Raw genomic sequence first — 18,812 nt, 5'->3', positions numbered from 1 at the left:
GGTTAAGGCAACCGCTCGAACATGGTCACCGTCGAGCCCTTGTAGGACGCCTCGTTGAAGGCGCGGTAGCCAAGGCGCTCGGCCACGCGAACCGAGGCCAGGTTCTCCGGGCTGATGATGCACACGGTGCGGCTCATCGCGCGCTGGGCAAAGAACCAGTTGTGCGCCGCCTGCACGGCTTCGGTGGCGTAGCCTTTGCCGTGTGCGGCTTTCGCGAGCACCCAGGCCGCTTCCGGGAAGGGGTCGAAGTGCGTCCCCAATCCGCGATGAAAGGTCGCCAGGCCGACGTCGCCAACGAACCGGCCGCCATGTTTTTCTCGCACGGTGAACAGACCATGCCCGTACGCCGTCCAGTGACCGATGTTCCTGAGTAGCTTGAGCCAGGTGTCTTCGGCAGACGCAGGACCGCCGATGAAATGCATGACCTCCGGGTCCGTGCGCGCCGCGTGGCAATCGTCGAAATCGGAAACCGTGGTGGGGGTGAGGATCAGGCGTTCGGTGACGATCATAGGCTCGTGATGCGCTCGGAGGTCAGTCGTAGCAGTCTAAGCGTGATCGAGGTCCGGGCGCGAGGTGTCACGGGTTGCCGACAGGTTACGCATCGGGAAGAATCAGGCTCTCGCTCATACGACAAGGAAGGGGAATGTCCATGACACCACGCACGTGGTTTGCGCTGGTCCTGCGCTATTTCGGTGCCGCATCGATCATTTCGGCGATCAGTTATCTGGTTACCGCCTACGATGTTCAGAAGGGTCTCTATTCGGGAAACCTAACCGTATTGGGCGAGATCAATCACATCGTCGTAGACACGATCGTCGGGCTTGTCCTGCTCTTCTTCGCCGATCGCATCTCGGCGTTCTTCGTGCCGGCGCAACGTGCGGCACCGAGAAATACGGGCGGGGCAGAGGCGTCGCAAACGCCGGCCGAATGAGTGCGACGCGCACCCATCGCGACCATCCACAGATGGTTCCGATTCGTTGAGATCAACATCGATGGAAATGCATTCAACCTTACCGAGAGACATTCTGGCGCGGGTTACTGAGGTCTTCGACAGTCGAGCTCAAGACGTTATCGTCGCGCTCAGCTCTTTCCGGGCGGAAAATCCATCCCTCGCAACCGATCGCATCTTGCGATGCATTATCGTTGCGGCCGGGAGTGACGCCGCTGAGATTGAAACGTACATGGGACTTGCGAGCACGGATTGGCGCGACGTAGTCACGGTAGCTGAATATCGGTACCCGAACGAGCGCATTCGCGACCTGAGTGAACCGTTCGACGCTTAGTGCGGCGCGGCAGGCAACCAACCGTCGTCAATGGGTCGCTAGCGAAAACCGCCCACGGAGAGAATGATCATGAGGGAACATCGGCGGTCCGGGAAATGGCTGCTCCTTGCGATGGGAGTCGCTGCACTTATCGCGGCCATCTTCTGGATGTATGCGGTGAGCGGCTTCTCACTGGCATACGGTTTTTGTGAGGGGGCATTTGCGCTTGATGCCAAGTTCGTTCGATGCCAAACGCCGGTTGTCTTCCTTCTGCTGTTCTGGGGCAGTGTCGGAGCTGGTGTCAGCCTGGGTGCGATGGCATTGTATTTGTGGGTATGTGGTCGTCACGGATGACGGGGCGATCAAGGTCGCCAACGAGCCCCCGTAGGGCCTCCGGGCGTCGGCCTGTCAGTTTTTCGATCTTGTTATTAAAGAAAGTGCCGCTTTTCTTTAATAAGTGGGGGGCTAAGGTAAGCCGGCTTACTTAAGCTCAAGACCAGGCAAGGCGTCCGCTAGAATAGCCACCATGCAGCCCATTTCCCCCTCAGCCTTCCGCCTCACCGTCGCCCCCATGATGGATTGGACGGATCGTCACTGCCGCTATTTCCACCGCCTTCTCTCGCCCCATGCCCGCCTCTACACCGAAATGGTGACCAGCGCAGCCTTGGTGCGCGGTAACCAGATCCGCCTGCTCGAGCACAGCCACGAGGAACACCCGGTGGCCCTCCAGCTCGGCGGCAGCGATCCGGTGGAGTTGGCTAAGGCGGCGGTGATGGGCGCCGAGGCGGGCTATGACGAGATCAATCTCAATGTTGGCTGTCCGTCCGACCGGGTCCAGTCCGGCAAATTCGGCGCCTGCCTGATGCGTGAGCCCGCTCTGGTCGGGGAGTGCGTCCGGGCGATGGCCGACGTTGTGGACGTCCCGGTGACGGTCAAATGCCGCATCGGCGTCGATGATCAGGATGAATACGCCGACCTGCAGCGCTTCACCACCACGATGATCGAGGCTGGGGTGACGATCCTGGTCGTCCATGCCCGCAAAGCCTGGCTGGAGGGTCTCAGCCCCAAAGAGAACCGTGAGATCCCGCCGCTGGACTACGAGCGCGTGTATCGCCTGAAGCGCGAGTTTCCGGAGCTCACCGTTGTGATCAATGGCGGCATCACCACCGTTGAGGCGGTCCGTGAGCACCTGGGCCAGGTCGATGGGGTGATGATCGGCCGCGCCGCGTATCACGACCCCTTCGTGCTGGCGAAGCTGGAGGCCGATCTCTACGGCACGCCGCTTCCGGAGCGGGGCGCGGTGCTGGACCGCATGCGCGTCTATATCGAGGCTGAGCTGGCCCGTGGCGGCCAGCTCAAGCACATCACCCGCCACATCCTGGGCCTTTACCAGGGTGAGCCGGGCGCCCGGGGCTTCCGCCGCCAGCTGAGCGAGGGGGCTCACCTTCCGGGGGCCGATTGGGGCCTGATCGAGGCCGCTATGGCGCCACTTCGCCAGGCAGCCTGATTTCGTTCAGCTTCGGGCTGGTCGGGCGTGGGCATGATCGGCCCACCAGTCTTTCTGCGCCAGACATGAAAATCACGTTTCGTCAGCTATTTTTCGCCGCACTTTGCCTTGCGTCGCCCTTTGCCGTGCAGGCCGACCAGTCGCTGACACTGGAGCAGGCGGTGAGCAAGGTGCAAAAAGATACCGGGGGCAAGGTGCTGTCGGCGGATACGCGGCTGGTCGAGCGCGGCCGCTTTACCGAATACCGAGTCAAGGTGCTCACGCTGGACGGTCACGTCCGCGTGGTGCCGGTCCGTACCGAAACCGCCAAGCCCCTGGACGCGAGCGCCGGGGATAACAAGGAGAAACATTGATGCGAATCCTGCTTGTAGAGGATGAGGCCCCGCTTCGCGAGACCCTCGCTGCGCGCCTGAAGCGCGACGGCTTCGCCGTGGACGCCGCCCAGGATGGCGAAGAAGGCCTTTACCTGGGCCGGGAGGTTCCGTTCGACCTGGCGATCATCGACCTGGGCCTGCCCAAGCTGTCGGGCATGGACCTGGTCAAGGCCTTGCGCGAGCACGGCCAGCGCTACCCGATCCTGATCCTCACCGCCCGCGGTAGCTGGCAGGACAAGGTCGAAGGCCTGAAGCACGGCGCCGACGACTACCTGGTGAAGCCGTTCCACGTCGAGGAACTGCTGGCCCGCATCAATGCCCTGGTCCGTCGCGCAAGCGGCTGGTCCAAGCCGGTGCTCGCCTGTGGCCCCATCAAGCTGGACACCACGGCGCAGACGGTGACCGTCGAAGGCCGCCAGGTCGATCTCACCAGCTACGAATACAAGGTGCTCGAATACCTGATGCTGCACGCGGGCGAGCTGGTCTCCAAGGCCGATCTCACCGAGCACATCTACCAGCAGGATTTCGACCGCGACTCCAACGTGCTCGAGGTCTTCATTGGCCGCCTGCGTCGCAAGCTGGACCCGGAAAGCGCGCTCAAGCCGATCGAGACCGTGCGCGGCCGCGGCTACCGCTTCGCCATTCCGCGCAGCGAAGCGGACGAAGACTGATCCAGGAGGAGGTGGCGAGGTAAGCTCGAAGCATGGATAACGCTTCACCGACCAAACGCCGGCCGCTCTCGCTGGCCGCGCGCGCGGCGCTGGCGACCGGCTTCGCGCTCGCCGCTTTCCTCGGCCTGACCGGCCTGGCGCAGAACAAGGCGAACTACGCCTCCGAGCTGTCGGCCATGCACGACCGGCTGCACAACTACGCCATCGCCTATATCACCGGTACGGACACCACCCGTGCCGGCAAGGTCACTACGCCGGACAGCCAGCCGAACCCCGACTTCTCGCGTCCGGGCTCGGGCCTCTACGCGATCATTCTTGGCAACGACGGATTTCGCTGGGAGTCGTCGTCGGCGCTGGGGCGCGACTTCGATTTCGTACGCATGCTGTCGCCAGGCGAGACGGCGTTCGAGCCCGTGGAAACGCGTGGCGGCAAGCTCTATGTTTTCAGCTACGGCGTGTCACTGGATACCACCGACAAGCGCAGCGTGCCGTTGACGTTCGCCGTCGCGCAGACCGAAGACCAGTTCGAGCGGCAGGTGGCGACCTACCGTCGCACGCAGTTCCTCTGGCTGGCCATGCTCGGCATGATGCTCATGCTGTTGCAGCTGTTCCTGCTGCGCTGGAGCCTGTTGCCGCTGCGTCGTGTGTCCAGCGACCTGGCGCACATCGAGCGCGGCACGCGGGACCACCTGGACGGTCCGTACCCTGTCGAGCTCACCGTGCTCACGCGTCGCCTCAATGCCTTCATCGACAGCGAGCGCGAACAACGCTCGCGTTATCGCGACACGCTCGCGGATCTCGCGCACAGCCTGAAGACGCCGCTTGCCGTGGTGCGCTCACAACTGGAAACAGACGGAGACGCGCGCGAACTGCGTGGCGATATCCTCGACCAGGTACGCAAGATGGACGAGATCGTCGCCTACCAACTGTCGCGCGCCGCTACGTCCGGCCGTCGCACGATCGCCGCGGAAGAGCCGATCGCCGGCCATGCCGAAGATCTTGTGCAGAGCCTGGAGAAGGTCTACGCGGCCAAGAACGTCCTGTGTGAGTTCGAGATCGACGAAGGTGCCGCCTTTCCGGGCGAGCAGGGTGACCTGCTCGAGCTGATGGGCAACCTGGTGGAGAACGCCTTCAAATGGGCGTCCCATCGCGTCCTGCTCACCGCGCGAAGCAGCGGCAAGGGCAAGGGACGCAGCGGCCTGGAGCTGATTGTCGAGGACGATGGTCCGGGTATCGCCGACGACAAGATCGACAAGGTCCTGCAGCGTGGCGTGCGCGGCGACGAGCGCGTCCAGGGTCATGGCATCGGTCTGTCGATCGTCCAGGACATCGTCAAGGCGTACCAGGGCGAGCTGCATGTCGACCGCTCCGAGGAGCTCGGCGGCGCCCGCTTCAGCGTCCGCCTCCCGCCCGGCTGATCGCTCCAACAACCGTAGCTGCCCCGACTACCTGCCGGGTAGGAGCCGATTCATCGGCGATCCCGAGCCACCTCACCCCGCCGGCGAGACCCCATAAAACGCCTCCAGCAAACGCCCCACCTCAGGCGCCGCCTCCCTGAGCAACGCCGGCTGAGAAAAATGCAATTCGCTGGTCACCGCGAAAAACTCTTCCGGCGCCTCGGCGGCGTACGGATCGATCGCCGTCTTGCGGCCGCGCGCAACCTGCTTCGACAACGTGTCGAAACCGCGCTGCATCGTCTCGATCCACTCCCGGCGATTCATCGATGAAGGCAGCGGCGGCACACCGTTCGCGGGTCCGGCGAGCATGTCGAGCTTGTGCGCCATCTCGTGCACGACCACGTTGAAGCCGTCCCACGGTGCGTCGATATCCAGCGCGACGTCGGCCAGCGACAAGACCATGGGTCCGCGTTCCCATGCTTCGCCGATCAGGGTGTCATCACGATCGGTGACGACGCCCGTCGGCGCATCGTAATGATTGCGCCGCACGTTGAACTCGCCGGGATAGACGAGCACGTTGGTCCATCCCTTGAAGACCTTTGGCCCATGGGGCAGGGCGGGCAGGCTGGCCTGCATCGCGATGACCAATCGCCAGAAATCGTCCAGCGCGGCGTCACCCAAGGCGTGAAAGCGCTTGGTATGCAGGAAGCCGGCAGCCAGCTGGCGCAGGTAATGGGCGCGAGGTTCGTCCAGGGCACGGACGAGGGGAAGGCGGGAGACGGCCTGTCGCCATAGGGTGTCGTCGATCGGCGGGACCGGTGCACGAAATCGCGCTAGCAACGACTGGACAAGGCTCACCAGGAACGACCGGCTCGACTCAGAGCATCGAGCCGGGGAGCATCGACTGCCAGCTCGGGGCAGGTGAGCGCATGGGGGCCGCACCGTCATGCGGGCCTTCGTCGGCGTCGGCCGGAGAGGGCGTGGGCGCGGTGCTGCCATTACGCTGGGACGCATTGCCGGAGCGATTCGACATCGAATCAGCCGAGCTGCTCTCGCGGGTTCCCGACGACGAACGCGCACTGCTACCCTCGAATGTCGACGACACGGCTCCGCCCAGCGAGAGCAGGCCAGCGGTCGGGTCGATGTCGGAAGCGGCGGCGGTGCCGGTGGCACCGACGAGGCACAGACATCCGAAGATGTAGGGTCTGGCGTTCATCGGTAAACCCTGAAAAACCCCTGGACATGCCGGGGGACGACCGATCCTCTCAGATATTTCACAAAGCTGCCAGTGCTGGAGGTCCGGCGGGTGCTGCCTGCTAGAATCCCGGCATGTCCCGGCTCCCCCCATCCCCGACACCGGCCGCCTGACGGCCCGACGGCTATTCATGCTCGCACGCGATCTTCTTGAAGCCCTTGCTGGAGGCGACGCCGTGTCCGGCGCCACCCTGGCCAGGACGGCCGGCGTCACGCGCGCGGCGGTCTGGAAACAGATCGAAACCCTGCGCCTGAAGGGCGTGCCCGTGGAGGCGAAGGTCGGCGGTGGTTACCGTCTTCCATGGCCGACGGAGCTGCTCGAGGCGCCGCGTATCCGCGCCGGCCTTTCGGCGGAATCCCTGGCCAAGGTCGGCATGATCGAGGTGCACTGGGACATCGACTCGACCTCGAGCGAGCTGGCCCGACGCATCCCCGTGCTCGACGACCTCGCGTTCGTGATGGCCGAGACGCAGTCCGCAGGCCGGGGGCGGCGAGGGCGGACGTGGCTCTCACCGCCGGGCATGAATCTTTACCTGTCCGTACTGAAGCGCTTCGACTCGGGATTCGCCTCGCTCTCCGGCCTGTCGCTCGCCGTCGGCGTGATGCTGATACGCGCCCTCGACGAACTGGGTATTCGCACTGCTGGCCTCAAATGGCCGAACGATGTGATGGCGGGCAACGCGAAGCTGGCCGGCATCCTCGTCGAGCTCTCCGGCGAGTATTCGGGCCCCTGTGCGGCGATCATCGGCGTCGGCCTGAACATCCGCCTTCCCGATTCCCTGCATGAGCGCGCGGGCCAACCGATCACCGATCTCGCCTCGCTGAGCGGTTGGCCAGCCGCCAGGGCGCAACCGCGTCGCTGCGGCCGTTGTCGCCTCGCTGAGCGAAGGCCTTCACAGCTTCGAACGGCAGGGTTTCGCCGCGTTCGCCAAGGAGTACGCCGCGAGCGACCTTCTCCAGGGCCAGCCCCTGCGCGTCATCGACCCGCGCGGCGAATACAACGCCGTGGGTGAAGGTGTCGACGACCGCGGTGCGCTGCGCGTGCGTCGCGACACCGGCGAGGTGGTGATGGTCGACAGTGCGGAAATCTCGGTACGCCGGAGCGGCGCATGATCCTGCTTCTCGATCTCGGTAACACGCGCCTGAAATTCGCGCTCCTGGACGGCGACGCTTTCGTCCATCGCGGTGCTTTCGGCTGGGATGCAGACATTGCGCACGAGCTGGCCACGCTATGGACGGACTGGCCGCAGCCGACACGCGTCGTCGGCGCCTCAGTGGTCGACACCGCGCGTGAGACGGCTGTCGCCGTTGCCGCCAACAAGGCCTTCGGGCATGCCCCGGTCTGGGTACGCACACCGGCGGAAGCCTGTGGTGTCATCAATGCTTACGCCGAGCCTCACCGCCTGGGCGTCGATCGCTTCCTCGCCATGGTCGACGCCCGCGCCGCGGGCCGCGCCCCTTGCGTGCTGGCCAGTGTCGGAACCGCGCTGACCCTCGACGCCCTGGATGCCGATGGGCGGCACCTGGGCGGCTGGATCGCACCGGGGCCGCTGCTCATGCAGCAATCCGTCCTCGGCGCCACCGTGCAGGTGCGGCCGGGGCAGGCAGGCGCGGTGCGTGACCTTGCGGACAACACCGCCGACGGTCTTGCATCGGGTTGCTGGCAGGCCTGCGCCGCCCTGGTCGACCGCTTCGCCGACCGTTCCGCGGCGCTGCTTGGCGGTGCGCCCACGGTCACGCTGGGCGGTGGTGACGCGGCCGTACTGGCGCCGCTATTGCAGCGCGATGTCATGCTGGTACCGGACACCGTCCTGCGCGGGCTCGCCGTCTGGGCGAAGGCGCACACCCAAGCGGATCATTTCGCCTAGAATCGCGACGCCACCGGTTCTTACAGGGGAACGCGTGCTGGCTCACCCGACAAACCCAAGGTCGCCATGCTTCTGCGTTTGATGTTCGTTCTGCTGATCGCCCTCAATATCGCGGTGGCCGCGTGGTTGCTGCTGGGCGAATCGGGCACGCATGCGGTGGATCCGGTCGACAAGGGCGTGCCCAAACTGAAGCTGCTTGCGGAATTGCCGGCGACGGCATCGACGGCGCCGGCGGTGTCCGGTTCTGCCGCGACATGGGCACTCGCCGCAGCGGCGTCAGCTGCTACGGCTCCGGTTCCCGCTGCGGCTGCACCCACCCGGTGCGGGTATCGACGGAGCGCAGCACGGCGATCGCGACGCCGCCCCTCGCGCCTGTCGCCGGACCAGTAAAGCCCGTTCAGCGCGAACCCGAAAAGAAAGCACCGTCTGAGGCTCCGGCGGCCCCGGCGTTGCTCGCCACAGCGGCGTCTGCGACGGCGCCCACGAACGCCAAGCGCAGCTACCGTTGCCTGGCCATCGGACCCTTTACCAACCAGGTCGACCTGCGCAGCACGCGAACCGCCATGGCTTCGCGAACCGTACGCAGTCGCCAGCGCCAGGAGCAGACCAGCGAATCCCATGGCTTTCGTGTCTTCCTCCCTACGCAGCCCACGCGCGATCTCGCACTGGCCCAGGCGCGTCGGTTGGAAGCCAAGGGCATCAAGGATTATTTCGTGGTGACCGCCACCGGGGAACTGCAGAACTCCGTCGCCCTGGGCCTGTTTCACGACCCTGCGAACGCCAGGAAGCGACGGGACGAGGTCATCGCCGCCGGGTTCCCCGCGCGTATGAGCGAACGCACCGAAGTCACGCCGGTCTGGTGGCTGGACGTGGTCGTCCCGGACGACGCCAATGCCGACATCCGAAAGAGCATCCGCAGTGCTGGCGCAACCGCGAAACCGACCGGCTGCTTCTGATAAACTCCCCGCCTTCGCCGGCATAGCTCAGTTGGTAGAGCAACCGCCTTGTAAGCGGTAGGTCCCCAGTTCGAATCCGGGTGTCGGCACCAGAGCGTTCGTTCCAGCGCATCCCCTAGCGTGCTGGACATCAGGAAACCCGCCCTTGTGCGGGTTTTTTGTGTGGTCGCTTGCGTGGATACGCGTGAGGTTGCAGATTTGCCTGACGTGCGTCGGTGGGCGGAGACTACGTGTGTACGCTGTTGATCTAGATATCAACAGGTATGCCGCACGGCTACCATGGCCGGATACGAGCGCACGAATGCGCGACTTTGGAGATCCATCGTCATGGCCCCAGCGAACGACATCGCAAAATACATTCTCTCGCTGACGGACGAAGAGTCCGGTGAGCTGATTTCGCATTTGAAGCTTCAAAAGCTTCTCTACTATTGCCAGGGTTTTGCGCTTGCGCTGACGGGCAAGCCGATGTTTTCCGAGCGCATCGAGGCCTGGCAGCACGGCCCCGTTGTGCCCGACGTTTGGCAGGAGTATCGCAGCTGTGGGGCCGCCGCTATCCCGCGGCCAGAAGGTTTCGACCCGAACGTCATCGATGACGTTTTGCGTGATGTCGCAAATGAGGTGTACACCGTTTACGGCCAGTATTCAGCCTGGCGTCTTCGCGACATGACGCACGACGAGGCTCCGTGGAAGGATGCCAAGCTCAACAGCACGATCGGTCCGGACGTTCTTTGTGACTTCTTCAAGGACAGGGTCGACTAGGGAGATTGCGCGTGTCGAAGGGAATCAGGACGCCGCTAGTCGTCAGGCCGGGCCGGCTCAAAGGAACAATCTCCGAACCGGAAAAGCCCTCAGCACTGGGGTATCCAGTTTTCTGCCTTCGGCACCTCCAGCGTGGCTACGATGTAACCAACTGTCAGCGAGACCAGCAAGCCGCGTTAGCCAAGAAACTTCGCGCGCTCAGCCAATTGACGTGGCTCGAGGTGATGAACGCGCCTCGGCATGGGCTGGGCAAAGAAAACATAGCCCGAAATTGCCTGAGGGTTGCTGTGCCAGCGTTCGTCACCGATGACGTGACCCTCTGGGCATTGCGCTTTTCTGGATTGAACCCGATGGTGGGATATAAGCGAGGTGACGTCTTCCACGCGGTGTGGCTAGACCACGACTTCACGGCTTACCGCCATTAAGAGTTCGCGCAGAGCGAGGACCATCGTGGGTCGCTTGCGAAACATCGGAGTGGATGTGCGTGAACGTCGCCGTAGCTAAGCGCTAGTGCGCGTATCTGGCAGCCGTGAATGCGAGACCTCCAAGCACGAGTGCGGAGCCCACGGACCATTTGATGAGGTCCAATCGAACTTCTTCGTTTCGTTGGTTTTGTGCTTCAAGAAAGCCTTTGAGATCGCCTGCTACCTTCTCAATAGCTTGCTCGGTCGCCACTCGCGCGTTGTCCGAAGATTGCGCGAACGCGACGTGCCAGAGGCACGCCTCAAACGGTGCCGGGCGCTCTCGAACATCGTCGTTTGTTTTCACGGCTTGAGGGGTGCGCGTTTTCATGTCCCAATCATGCGAGCCGGTGCCAACATTTTCAAGAATGCTACCGCAGTGTCCGTATCCAATAGACTAGTCTCCGCACGCAGTCCCCGCTCACTTGCGAACAGGACAACCATGAAACTGGTCAAATGGATCATCGCGATCGTCCTTGTTCTCATCGCGGCGCCTTTCGTTGTCCTCTACCTGTTTCAGGATCGCCTTCTTTACCCCGGTGCCAAGGCTGTCGATACCTTCGGTGACCTGACGATTGCGCGGCCCGGCGTCACGCTGCGCGGGTGGGTTCTGCATCCGGACGCCGACGACGCGCTGGTGGTGTTCGGCGGCAACGGCATGAGCCTGTCGGGTTTTGCTTCACGCCTGGGACAGTGTTCGGATCGCGCGATCTACCTGCTGCCATACCGCGGTTACGAGGGGCAGGCGGGGACGCCGCGCGAGCGCGACCTGATCGGCGATGGCATGGCGCTCATGGATGAGGCGGCGAAGAAGCACAGCCGTGTCGCGATGGTCGGAATCAGCCTGGGTAGCGGCATCGCCCTTCAGGTTGCCGCTGAGAAACATCCTCAGCGACTTTTGCTCGTGACGCCCTATGACAGCATCGCCAACGTGGGTCGAGAGACCTTTGGCATACCGCTCGACTGGCTGATCCGGGACCATTACGACACCAGTGCAGCCGCTGCTCGTCTGGGAACGGTGCCTGTCTATGTGATGCAGGCCACGAATGACCGGGTGATTGGCGCCTCGCGAACCGAGGCACTCGTCCGCTCACTGCCGCGGCCGCCTGTTCGCTGGGACCACGTGGTTGCCGGACACAACAGCCTTCTTCGCACGGACGAGTTCTGCCAGGCGCTACGCTTCTGAATCTCAACAAGTTTTTTCTGTCCCCATTTCGTCCCTGACGCGCTGCAACGTGGGTGTTTCAAAGGCGGGTGTAAACTTGCGGAATGAGTCCAACAACACGTTCGGTCGCCCTTATCGGCGTTCCCACCGATATCGGTGCAGGTCATCGCGGTAGTTCCATGGGGCCCGAGGCCCTGCGTGTGGCCCGGCTGGGCGAGCGTCTCGCCAAGCGCGGCCTGCACGTGGTCGATCGCGGCAACGTCGCCGGCCCGCTCAATCCCTGGCTTCCGCCTACCGACGGTTACCGGCATCTCGGTGAGGTGGTGGCGTGGAACACGTCCGTGCACGAGGCGGTCTACGCCGAGCTGAGTGCGGGGCACCTGCCGATCATGCTTGGCGGCGACCACTGCCTGGCCATCGGCTCGATCTCGGCTGTATCCCGTTATTGCCGCGACGCCGGCAAGAAGCTGCGCGTGCTGTGGCTCGATGCCCACGCCGACTTCAATACCAGCCAGATCACCCCCTCGGGCAATATCCACGGCATGCCGGTGGCCTGCCTGTGTGGCTACGGCCCGGACGAGCTCACCCATATCGGTGGCACGGTGCCGGCGACGTCGCCGGATGTGTTCCGGCAGATCGGGATTCGCTCGGTCGACGAAGGCGAAAAGCGCTTCGTCCACGAAGTGGGCATCGACATCTACGACATGCGCTACATCGACGAGATTGGCCTGAAGGCGGCGATGGAAGAAGCGCTGGCTGGCGTCGACCAGGATACGCATCTGCACGTGAGCTTCGATGTGGATTTCCTGGACCCGAGCATTGCGCCGGGCGTGGGCACCACCGTGCGTGGTGGGCCGGGTTATCGCGAAGCCCAGCTGTGCATGGAGATGATTGCCGATACCGGCCGCGTGGGTTCGCTGGACATCGTCGAGCTGAATCCGGCGTTTGATAAGCGGAACCAGACGGCGAAGCTGGCGGTGGATCTTGTGGAGTCGTTGTTCGGGAAATCGACTTTGATGCGGTGAGACGGACGGGCTTCGCCGCTGAAGCGGCTCCCACAGGGATAACTGGCTCCCCAAGTGACCGTGGGGCGGGCTAAACTCGAAGGGTTATCGTCTGCAGCCCCCAAGGTCCCCATGCATACCCGCGTCCTCACCGGCATCACCACCACCGGCACGCCGCACCTCGGCAACTACGTCGGCGCCGTCCGGCCGGCCGTTCTGGCCAGCAAGGACCCGAATGTCGACGCGTTCTACTTCATGGCCGACTACCACGCCCTGATCAAGAGCGACGACCCGGACCGCATCGAGGCATCCCGCTTCAAGATCGCCGCGACCTGGCTTGCGGCTGGCCTGGACCCGAACGTCGCCACCTTCTACCGGCAGTCGGACATCCCGGAAGTGCCGGAACTGATGTGGCTGCTGACCTGCGTCACGTCCAAGGGCATGCTCAACCGTGCCCACGCGTACAAGGCGGCTGTGGACCGCAACGTCGAGGCCCAGGAAGACGCCGACGCGGGCGTCACCGCCGGTCTCTACATGTATCCCGTGCTGATGGCCGCCGACATCCTTGCCTTCAATGCGAACAAGGTGCCGGTCGGCCGCGATCAGATCCAGCACATCGAAATGGCGCGTGACATCGCGCAGCGTTTCAATCACACCTTCGGCCGCGAGTTCTTCGTCATGCCGGAGGCGCTGATCGAAGAGCAGGTCGCCACCTTGCCCGGTCTTGACGGCCGCAAGATGTCGAAGAGCTACGACAACACCGTGCCCCTCTTCGAGGGCGGTGCCAAGGGCATGCGCGACGCGATCATGAAGATCGTGACCGATTCGCGTGCACCGGGTGAACCGAAAGACACCGAAGATTCCGCGCTTTTCACCATCTTCAAAGCCTTTGCGACGCCGGCTGAAACCGCCGCCTTTGCGGACGCGCTGCACGGCGGCATTGGTTGGGGTGAAGCGAAGCAGGTGCTGTTCGAGCGTGTGGAGGCCGATGTCGCTCCCATGCGTGAGCGCTACGAAGATTTGATCTCCCGCCCCGACGACATGGAAGACATTCTTCTTGCCGGTGCGGTGAAAGCGCGTGCCATCGCAGCGCCGCTGGTGGAAACACTTCGCGATGCGGTCGGTCTGCGGAGCGCGCGTCACCGCAGTACGCCAGCCGCCCAACCCGTGGTCGCGAAGGCCGCTGCAAAAGCCAAGCCGCCGCGTTTCGCCAGCTTCCGCGATGACGACGGCAGCTTCCGTTTCCGCCTGTTCGCGACCGACGGCGAGGAACTGCTGCTGTCGAAGTCGTTTGCGGATCCGAAGGCAGCTGGCGCACTGCGCCAGACACTGTCGACCGTGGGTGGCGCGAACGCGGTAATCGAATCCCAGGGCGATCATCTTGCCCTGGTGGTCGGCGGGGAAGCGGTTGCCCACGGCGCGTCGTATCCGGACGAGGTGGCGCGTGCCGCCGCCGTGCTTCGTCTGCGCACCGCTCTCGACGCGCTCGTCGCGGCGCAGGACTGACCGGCCATGCGCTATCTCGCCCTCATGCTGCTGGCGCCCTGGCTGATCGTGTTGGGCTGGGCTTACTGGCAGTACCCGAAGGCGCTGCTCAAGAACGCCACGCGCCGCGCGTTCGACGTACTCGCGCTGGTCGCGGCGGTTGCCGCCGCCGTGCAGGCAGCGATGACCTCGTTCGACGCGGTGATCCTGCCCGCAGCGGACAAGTTCGGTCCGAAAAGCGGCGCCATCTGGCAGCAGGTGGTGCCGGCGCTATGGGGCTACGGCGCCTTCGTCGCCGTGCTGGTGGTGGCGCTGATCATCCGCCAACTGGTCTGGAAACCCCGAGCGCTCTGATCTGTGGGAGCCGCTTCAGCGGCGAATCGGTGCTTGCCAAAACTGGCCCGCTGCCGCGGGATCGCCGCTGAAGCGGCTCCCACAACTTCCTAAAATCACCCGCATTTTTAGCCGCGAAAGCGCTTCGTCAGGCCTTTGAGGAAATTGCGCAGGAACTGGTCGCCGCAGAGGCGGAAGTTGCTGTGCTTGGGCTGGCGGAAGAGGGCGTTGATCTCGCCGCGGGTGACCTTGAAGCCCGCTTCGCCCATGATCGAAAGAATGTCGTCTTCCTTCAGTTCGAAGGCGACGCGCAGCTTCTTCAGCACCACGTTGTTGTTGATGCGGCTTTCGACCGGGCGTGCCGGCTGGCTTTCGTCGCGTCCGCGACGCTGAAGGATCAGACCGTCGAGGAAGTGGGCCATGGCCAGGTCGGGCATTTCAACGAAGCCGGGTTCGTCTTCCTTGAGGAGCCAGGGATCGACGGATTCACGGGTGGCTTCGAAGCCGGAAAGCTTGAGGATCTCGACCACATGGACCTCACCGAGGTCGAGCATGTAGCGGATGCTGCGTAGGGTGTCGTTGTTGAGCATTTGCATAGGGTAGCACTGGGCAAGCACCCAATCGCCGATGAATCGGCTCCCACAGAAAATGAATCGGCTCCCGCAAAAAAGAAGCCCGGCTTGCGCCGGGCTTCGGGACCACTTTCCATGGAACCGACCTATGTGGGAGCCGCTTCAGCGGCGATTCCCCCAGGCTTCAGTTCGGCAACCCCAGATCGTCGATCATCGCCTTCAGGAAGCGCGCGGCCTCACCACCCGTGGCGGCACGGTGATCGAAGGTCAGCGACAGCGGCATGCGGCGGTGCACTTCGATGCCACCCATCACGGCGACCACGTCGTGGCTGAGCTTGCCGGCGCCGACGATGGCGACGGTGGGCGGCACAACGACCGGGGTCGCGTAGCGACCGGCAAACATGCCGAAATTCGACAGGCTGATGGTGTAGCCCGACAGCTCCGACGCGGCGATGCTGCGATCTTCGACCGACGAGCGCAGGCGCTTGATAGCCGCGCGGATGCCGGCAGCGTCGAGCACGTCTGCGTTACGCAGGGCCGGCACGAACAGGCCGTCGTCCGTGTCCACGGCAATGCCGATGTCCACGTGCGGGTGCAGCGTGCGGGTGAGGTCCTTGCCGTTGAACCAGGCATTCAACGCCGGCACGGCCTTGCATGCAGCCACTACGGCGCGGATGAGGCGTGCGGTGATGTCCTGCTTGCCGATCCAGGCGTGGAGGTCGGCGTCGTCGACGATGGAGGTCGGGACGACCTGGGCATGAGCGTCGGCCATGACGCGGGCCATGTTGCGACGGACGCCCTTGAGCTGCTCCGGCTGGCCCATCGACTCCTTGCCCGGAGGCGAGGTGCGGACGGCCTTGCCAGCCAGCGACACCGGCGTACGCGTCGGAGCGGGACCCGGCTCCGGCAGCGACGGCGCGAGGTGCTGCGCGGCCGCCGGGCGTGCTGCCGGTGCCGAACCCACGGCGGCGCCGCCATTGGCGGAAGCGTTCTTGACGTCCTGCATGGTGATGACACCACCGGCGCCGGTCGGCTGCACGCGCGTGAGGTCGATCTTCATCTTCTTGGCAAGCGCGCGCACCGCCGGGACGGCCTTGACGCCACCGGCGCTGGAGACCTGCTCGGTGTGCACGGCATTGCCGCTGATCATGGCGCCGACGACGGTACCTTCGTCTTCGCGCTTGGCCGGTGCGGGACCGTCCGAATCGATCTCGCCGCCGTCATCGGAAGCGATGACCTTGGAGGCATCGTCCGGGGCCTGGCTGCCGACGCTCTTCTTCGGGCCATGGTGATGGCCCGTGGATTCGGCTTCGGCACGCTGGCGTGCGTTCGGGTCGATCTCGAAGTCGGCCAGCGACGCGCCGGTTTCGATGATGTCACCCACGGCGCCGTGCAGCTTCTTCACGGTGCCGGAGTACGGCGACGGCACGTCGACGACGGCCTTCGCGGTTTCCATGGAGACCAGCGGAGCGTCGAGCTTGATCGTGTCGCCTTCCTTGACGTGCCATTCGACGACAGTCGCGTCGGGGAGGCCTTCGCCGAGGTCCGGCAGGTAAAAGGTCTTGATGTCGGCCATTGCGATAGATTCCTCAGGACGCCGCGAGCGTACGCTCGGCGGCCTCGACGATGCGTTCGACGCTGGGCAGGTACTTCATTTCCAGGCGGAACAGCGGGATGTGGGTATCGAAACCGGTAACGCGCTGCACCGGTGCGAGCAGGCTGTAGAGGCATTCCTCGGCCAGGCGCGCAGCGATTTCCGCACCGAAACCAGCGGTCTTCGGTGCTTCGTGCACGATGACGCAGCGGCCGGTCTTGGTGACGGATTCGGCAATCGTGTCGAAGTCGAGCGGCGTGAGCGTGGCCACGTCGATCACTTCGGCGCTGATGCCCTTCTGCGCGAGCTCGTCGGCGGCTTCGAGGCATTCCTTCACCTGCGCGCCCCAGGTCACCAGGGTCACGTCGGTGCCGTCGCGCAGCACGAAGCAGACGTCGAGCGGCAGTGCTTCGCCGTCATCGGGCACTTCTTCCTTGTACTGGCGATAGATGCGCTTGGGCTCGAAGAAGATCACCGGATCCGGATCGCGGATGGCGGCGAGCAGCAGGCCGTAGGCACGCGCCGGCGACGACGGCATGACCACGCGCAGGCCCGGGATGTTGGTGAACAGGTGCTCGTTGGCCTCGGAGTGATGCTCCGGTGCACGGATGCCGCCGCCCCAGGGGGCGCGCCACACGGCCGGCACGGTCATGCGGCCACGCGTGCGGTTACGCATGCGGGCAGCGTGGCAGGCGATGTGCTCCATCATCGGGTAGATGAAGCCTTCGAACTGGGCCTCGGCAACCGGCTTCATGCCCTGCACGGCAAGGCCGATGGTCAGGCCGGCAATGGTGGCTTCGTCCAGCGGCGTGTCGATGACGCGCATTTCGCCGAACTGTTCCTGCAGGCCCTGGGTGGCGCGGAACACGCCGCCGTTGACGCCGACGTCCTCACCGAGCACCACGACGCTTTCGTCGTTGCGCATTTCGTAGGCGAGCGCCTGGGTCACTGCTTCGATAAGAGTGATTTGTGCCATGGGAAGAGTTCCTTACGACGTGCGATCGAGGGAAGCGGCGAGCTCGCGCTGCGCTTCGAGGTCGGCCGGGAGTTCGGCGTACAGATAGTCGAACATCGCCGTTGCCGGCTGGTTCTTCGTCTCCAGGTACGCATTGACCTCGTTGTCCATCCAGTCGTCGCACTCGGCCTTCCAGGCCTCTTCCTTCGCGTCGTCCCACTTGCCCTTGCCTTCGAGCCACTTGCGCAGGCGCGGGATGGGATCGCGCTCCCAGGCGTCCTTCACTTCCTGCTCGCCGCGGTAGCGACGGGCGTCGTCGGCGGTGGTGTGGTCGCCGAGGCGGTAGGTCACCGCTTCGATCACGCTGGCGCCCTGGCCGGAGCGGGCGCGCTCGAGCGCGATCTCCATGGCGGCGCGCACGGCGATGATGTCGTTGCCATCCACCTGAATGCAGGGCAGGCCGGCGGCGATACCCTTCTGGGCGAGCGTGCCGGAGCCGCTCTGGATGCGACGCGGCACCGAGATCGCCCACTGGTTGTTGACGATCACGGCGACCATTGGCAGCTGCTGCGCGCCGGCCACGTTGATTGCGCCGTAGAAGTCACCCTTGGACGAACCGCCGTCACCGATGGTGCAGACGGCCACGCGGGCCTCCTTGCGGATCTTGAACGCCAGGGCGGAGCCCGCGGCGTGCAGGCACTGCGTACCGATCGGCACGCACCAGGCGAAGTCGTGCGCCGGGGCGTCCTGGAAATCGTTACCGCGCTCGTCGCCACCCCAGTAGGTGTAGACCTCACGCGGTTTCACGCCGCGGTACAGCTGGGCGCCGTACTCGCGGTAGGACACGGCCAGCGAGTCTTCGCGGCGCATGGCACTGCCGATGCCCACGTGCGCGGCTTCATGGCCGAGGCACGAGGCGTAGGTGCCGAGCTTGCCGGTGCGCTGCAGGGCGATCGACTTGGCGTCGAACACCCGCGTGGACACCATCAGCTTGTAGAGCTCGACCATATGGTCGAGGTCCTTGGCGAAGGCGGGGAGTTCCTTTCCGGTTTCCTTGCCGTCCTGGTCAAGGTATTGCAGATATTCGATTTCGAACTTGGCGGCGATGGACACGACTCGCTCCCAGGGGAAGGGTTTAGAAACGACACGCACGATGGGGGAGGCGGACGGGCCCATCCAGTGGGGCACGAGCGAC

25 protein-coding genes and 1 tRNA gene are annotated in these 18,812 nt (G+C 64.4%); 18 read left to right on the top strand and 8 right to left on the bottom strand.

Features of this window, described 5'->3' with window-relative positions:
- Nucleotides 1–2: 2 nt before the first annotated feature.
- Nucleotides 3–509 carry a GNAT family N-acetyltransferase gene (locus tag ACVWWJ_RS19620; RefSeq protein ID WP_456969159.1) on the bottom strand — a complete coding sequence of 169 codons (507 nt, stop codon included), beginning with the start codon at nucleotides 507–509 and terminating at the stop codon, nucleotides 3–5.
- A gap of 140 nt (nucleotides 510–649) precedes the next feature.
- Between ACVWWJ_RS19620 and ACVWWJ_RS19615 the strand changes: the two genes are divergently transcribed.
- The 6 genes from ACVWWJ_RS19615 (at nucleotide 650) to ACVWWJ_RS19590 (ending at nucleotide 5,232) form a co-directional block, all read left to right on the top strand.
- Nucleotides 650–931 (top strand): hypothetical protein, encoded by a 282-nt coding sequence (locus ACVWWJ_RS19615; protein WP_456969158.1) that lies wholly within the window; start codon nucleotides 650–652, stop codon nucleotides 929–931.
- A gap of 421 nt (nucleotides 932–1,352) precedes the next feature.
- The gene (locus ACVWWJ_RS19610; protein ID WP_456969157.1) at nucleotides 1,353–1,616 is read left to right on the top strand and encodes a hypothetical protein; all 264 of its coding nucleotides are present in this window, start codon (nucleotides 1,353–1,355) and stop codon (nucleotides 1,614–1,616) included.
- Nucleotides 1,617–1,788: 172 nt separating this feature from the next.
- Nucleotides 1,789–2,769 carry a tRNA dihydrouridine(20/20a) synthase DusA gene (gene dusA, locus ACVWWJ_RS19605; protein WP_456969156.1) on the top strand — a complete coding sequence of 327 codons (981 nt, stop codon included), beginning with the start codon at nucleotides 1,789–1,791 and terminating at the stop codon, nucleotides 2,767–2,769.
- A 65-nt stretch (nucleotides 2,770–2,834) separates the two neighbouring features.
- Complete coding sequence (locus ACVWWJ_RS19600; RefSeq protein WP_456969155.1) at nucleotides 2,835–3,122, top strand: PepSY domain-containing protein; 288 nt, start codon at nucleotides 2,835–2,837, stop codon at nucleotides 3,120–3,122.
- Nucleotides 3,122–3,814, top strand: a complete 693-nt coding sequence (locus ACVWWJ_RS19595) for a response regulator transcription factor (protein WP_159895867.1) — start codon at nucleotides 3,122–3,124, stop codon at nucleotides 3,812–3,814. The genes ACVWWJ_RS19600 and ACVWWJ_RS19595 overlap by 1 nt, the downstream gene beginning before the upstream one ends.
- Before the next feature lie 32 nt (nucleotides 3,815–3,846).
- Nucleotides 3,847–5,232, top strand: a complete 1,386-nt coding sequence (locus ACVWWJ_RS19590; protein WP_456969154.1) for an ATP-binding protein — start codon at nucleotides 3,847–3,849, stop codon at nucleotides 5,230–5,232.
- 72 nt (nucleotides 5,233–5,304) lie between these two features.
- Here ACVWWJ_RS19590 and ACVWWJ_RS19585 read toward each other — a convergent pair whose 3' ends face one another.
- Complete coding sequence (locus ACVWWJ_RS19585; RefSeq protein WP_456969153.1) at nucleotides 5,305–6,069, bottom strand: M90 family metallopeptidase; 765 nt, start codon at nucleotides 6,067–6,069, stop codon at nucleotides 5,305–5,307.
- A 19-nt stretch (nucleotides 6,070–6,088) separates the two neighbouring features.
- On the bottom strand, nucleotides 6,089–6,427 hold the full coding sequence (locus tag ACVWWJ_RS19580) for a hypothetical protein (protein ID WP_456969152.1): 339 nt from the start codon (nucleotides 6,425–6,427) through the stop codon (nucleotides 6,089–6,091).
- A gap of 169 nt (nucleotides 6,428–6,596) precedes the next feature.
- Here ACVWWJ_RS19580 and ACVWWJ_RS19575 point away from each other — a divergent pair, with 169 nt between their 5' ends.
- The 8 genes from ACVWWJ_RS19575 (at nucleotide 6,597) to ACVWWJ_RS19540 (ending at nucleotide 10,473) form a co-directional block, all read left to right on the top strand.
- Nucleotides 6,597–7,478, top strand: coding sequence for a biotin--[acetyl-CoA-carboxylase] ligase (locus ACVWWJ_RS19575; RefSeq protein WP_456969151.1), 882 nt, complete (start codon nucleotides 6,597–6,599; stop codon nucleotides 7,476–7,478).
- On the top strand, nucleotides 7,471–7,578 hold the full coding sequence (locus tag ACVWWJ_RS19570) for a hypothetical protein (protein ID WP_456969150.1): 108 nt from the start codon (nucleotides 7,471–7,473) through the stop codon (nucleotides 7,576–7,578). The genes ACVWWJ_RS19575 and ACVWWJ_RS19570 overlap by 8 nt, the downstream gene beginning before the upstream one ends.
- Entirely contained in the window at nucleotides 7,575–8,333 is a 759-nt protein-coding gene (locus ACVWWJ_RS19565) for a type III pantothenate kinase (protein ID WP_456969149.1), read from the top strand. Before ACVWWJ_RS19570 ends, ACVWWJ_RS19565 begins: the two co-directional genes overlap by 4 nt.
- Before the next feature lie 66 nt (nucleotides 8,334–8,399).
- Entirely contained in the window at nucleotides 8,400–8,723 is a 324-nt protein-coding gene (locus tag ACVWWJ_RS19560; protein WP_456969148.1) for a hypothetical protein, read from the top strand.
- Nucleotides 8,724–8,782: 59 nt separating this feature from the next.
- Nucleotides 8,783–9,289: an SPOR domain-containing protein gene (locus tag ACVWWJ_RS19555; protein ID WP_456969147.1), complete on the top strand. Its 507-nt coding sequence runs from the start codon at nucleotides 8,783–8,785 to the stop codon at nucleotides 9,287–9,289.
- Between the two features lie 16 nt (nucleotides 9,290–9,305).
- Nucleotides 9,306–9,381 (top strand) — tRNA-Thr (locus tag ACVWWJ_RS19550).
- Between the two features lie 235 nt (nucleotides 9,382–9,616).
- Nucleotides 9,617–10,048: a type II toxin-antitoxin system antitoxin SocA domain-containing protein gene (locus ACVWWJ_RS19545; RefSeq protein WP_159895853.1), complete on the top strand. Its 432-nt coding sequence runs from the start codon at nucleotides 9,617–9,619 to the stop codon at nucleotides 10,046–10,048.
- Nucleotides 10,049–10,059: 11 nt separating this feature from the next.
- Nucleotides 10,060–10,473: a hypothetical protein gene (locus tag ACVWWJ_RS19540; protein ID WP_159895851.1), complete on the top strand. Its 414-nt coding sequence runs from the start codon at nucleotides 10,060–10,062 to the stop codon at nucleotides 10,471–10,473.
- Between the two features lie 82 nt (nucleotides 10,474–10,555).
- On the opposite strand, the gene ACVWWJ_RS19535 is transcribed toward ACVWWJ_RS19540, so the two are convergent.
- Nucleotides 10,556–10,840 carry a hypothetical protein gene (locus tag ACVWWJ_RS19535; RefSeq protein WP_159895849.1) on the bottom strand — a complete coding sequence of 95 codons (285 nt, stop codon included), beginning with the start codon at nucleotides 10,838–10,840 and terminating at the stop codon, nucleotides 10,556–10,558.
- 111 nt (nucleotides 10,841–10,951) lie between these two features.
- Here ACVWWJ_RS19535 and ACVWWJ_RS19530 point away from each other — a divergent pair, with 111 nt between their 5' ends.
- The 4 genes from ACVWWJ_RS19530 to ACVWWJ_RS19515 all read left to right on the top strand — a co-directional run bounded on the left by ACVWWJ_RS19530 (nucleotide 10,952) and on the right by ACVWWJ_RS19515 (nucleotide 14,517).
- Entirely contained in the window at nucleotides 10,952–11,695 is a 744-nt protein-coding gene (locus ACVWWJ_RS19530) for an alpha/beta hydrolase (protein WP_456969146.1), read from the top strand.
- Between the two features lie 83 nt (nucleotides 11,696–11,778).
- A complete protein-coding gene (rocF, locus tag ACVWWJ_RS19525) occupies nucleotides 11,779–12,699 on the top strand; it encodes an arginase (protein WP_159895845.1) in 921 nt (306 codons plus the stop codon).
- A gap of 111 nt (nucleotides 12,700–12,810) precedes the next feature.
- Nucleotides 12,811–14,184 carry a tryptophan--tRNA ligase gene (locus ACVWWJ_RS19520; protein WP_456969145.1) on the top strand — a complete coding sequence of 458 codons (1,374 nt, stop codon included), beginning with the start codon at nucleotides 12,811–12,813 and terminating at the stop codon, nucleotides 14,182–14,184.
- Nucleotides 14,185–14,190: 6 nt separating this feature from the next.
- Nucleotides 14,191–14,517 (top strand): hypothetical protein, encoded by a 327-nt coding sequence (locus tag ACVWWJ_RS19515; RefSeq protein ID WP_456969144.1) that lies wholly within the window; start codon nucleotides 14,191–14,193, stop codon nucleotides 14,515–14,517.
- A 107-nt stretch (nucleotides 14,518–14,624) separates the two neighbouring features.
- Here the strand turns inward: ACVWWJ_RS19515 and ACVWWJ_RS19510 are convergent, their stop codons facing one another.
- From ACVWWJ_RS19510 to pdhA, 4 genes are all read right to left on the bottom strand, one after another.
- Entirely contained in the window at nucleotides 14,625–15,086 is a 462-nt protein-coding gene (locus ACVWWJ_RS19510; protein ID WP_046969653.1) for a YehS family protein, read from the bottom strand.
- A 166-nt stretch (nucleotides 15,087–15,252) separates the two neighbouring features.
- Nucleotides 15,253–16,644 carry a dihydrolipoamide acetyltransferase family protein gene (locus tag ACVWWJ_RS19505; RefSeq protein ID WP_159895839.1) on the bottom strand — a complete coding sequence of 464 codons (1,392 nt, stop codon included), beginning with the start codon at nucleotides 16,642–16,644 and terminating at the stop codon, nucleotides 15,253–15,255.
- 13 nt (nucleotides 16,645–16,657) lie between these two features.
- Nucleotides 16,658–17,638 carry an alpha-ketoacid dehydrogenase subunit beta gene (locus ACVWWJ_RS19500; RefSeq protein WP_063573737.1) on the bottom strand — a complete coding sequence of 327 codons (981 nt, stop codon included), beginning with the start codon at nucleotides 17,636–17,638 and terminating at the stop codon, nucleotides 16,658–16,660.
- Nucleotides 17,639–17,650: 12 nt separating this feature from the next.
- Nucleotides 17,651–18,730: a pyruvate dehydrogenase (acetyl-transferring) E1 component subunit alpha gene (gene pdhA, locus ACVWWJ_RS19495; RefSeq protein WP_159895869.1), complete on the bottom strand. Its 1,080-nt coding sequence runs from the start codon at nucleotides 18,728–18,730 to the stop codon at nucleotides 17,651–17,653.
- Nucleotides 18,731–18,812: the final 82 nt, after the last annotated feature.

This window comes from Luteibacter sp. HA06 (assembly GCF_054061215.1).
This window is presented reverse-complemented; position numbering and strand designations above follow the sequence as displayed.

Coding starts and splice junctions, on each gene's coding strand:
- ACVWWJ_RS19575 (WP_456969151.1), top strand. CDS start 6,597: ATGCTCGCACGCGATCTTCTTGAAGCCCTTGCTGGAGGCGACGCCGTG.
- ACVWWJ_RS19565 (WP_456969149.1), top strand. CDS start 7,575: ATGATCCTGCTTCTCGATCTCGGTAACACGCGCCTGAAATTCGCGCTC.
- ACVWWJ_RS19505 (WP_159895839.1), bottom strand. CDS start 16,644: ATGGCCGACATCAAGACCTTTTACCTGCCGGACCTCGGCGAAGGCCTC.
- ACVWWJ_RS19515 (WP_456969144.1), top strand. CDS start 14,191: ATGCGCTATCTCGCCCTCATGCTGCTGGCGCCCTGGCTGATCGTGTTG.
- ACVWWJ_RS19615 (WP_456969158.1), top strand. CDS start 650: ATGACACCACGCACGTGGTTTGCGCTGGTCCTGCGCTATTTCGGTGCC.
- ACVWWJ_RS19500 (WP_063573737.1), bottom strand. CDS start 17,638: ATGGCACAAATCACTCTTATCGAAGCAGTGACCCAGGCGCTCGCCTAC.
- rocF (WP_159895845.1), top strand. CDS start 11,779: ATGAGTCCAACAACACGTTCGGTCGCCCTTATCGGCGTTCCCACCGAT.
- ACVWWJ_RS19620 (WP_456969159.1), bottom strand. CDS start 509: ATGATCGTCACCGAACGCCTGATCCTCACCCCCACCACGGTTTCCGAT.
- ACVWWJ_RS19580 (WP_456969152.1), bottom strand. CDS start 6,427: ATGAACGCCAGACCCTACATCTTCGGATGTCTGTGCCTCGTCGGTGCC.
- dusA (WP_456969156.1), top strand. CDS start 1,789: ATGCAGCCCATTTCCCCCTCAGCCTTCCGCCTCACCGTCGCCCCCATG.
- ACVWWJ_RS19610 (WP_456969157.1), top strand. CDS start 1,353: ATGAGGGAACATCGGCGGTCCGGGAAATGGCTGCTCCTTGCGATGGGA.
- ACVWWJ_RS19560 (WP_456969148.1), top strand. CDS start 8,400: ATGCTTCTGCGTTTGATGTTCGTTCTGCTGATCGCCCTCAATATCGCG.
- ACVWWJ_RS19590 (WP_456969154.1), top strand. CDS start 3,847: ATGGATAACGCTTCACCGACCAAACGCCGGCCGCTCTCGCTGGCCGCG.
- ACVWWJ_RS19545 (WP_159895853.1), top strand. CDS start 9,617: ATGGCCCCAGCGAACGACATCGCAAAATACATTCTCTCGCTGACGGAC.
- ACVWWJ_RS19530 (WP_456969146.1), top strand. CDS start 10,952: ATGAAACTGGTCAAATGGATCATCGCGATCGTCCTTGTTCTCATCGCG.
- ACVWWJ_RS19520 (WP_456969145.1), top strand. CDS start 12,811: ATGCATACCCGCGTCCTCACCGGCATCACCACCACCGGCACGCCGCAC.
- ACVWWJ_RS19595 (WP_159895867.1), top strand. CDS start 3,122: ATGCGAATCCTGCTTGTAGAGGATGAGGCCCCGCTTCGCGAGACCCTC.
- ACVWWJ_RS19600 (WP_456969155.1), top strand. CDS start 2,835: ATGAAAATCACGTTTCGTCAGCTATTTTTCGCCGCACTTTGCCTTGCG.
- ACVWWJ_RS19510 (WP_046969653.1), bottom strand. CDS start 15,086: ATGCTCAACAACGACACCCTACGCAGCATCCGCTACATGCTCGACCTC.
- ACVWWJ_RS19535 (WP_159895849.1), bottom strand. CDS start 10,840: ATGAAAACGCGCACCCCTCAAGCCGTGAAAACAAACGACGATGTTCGA.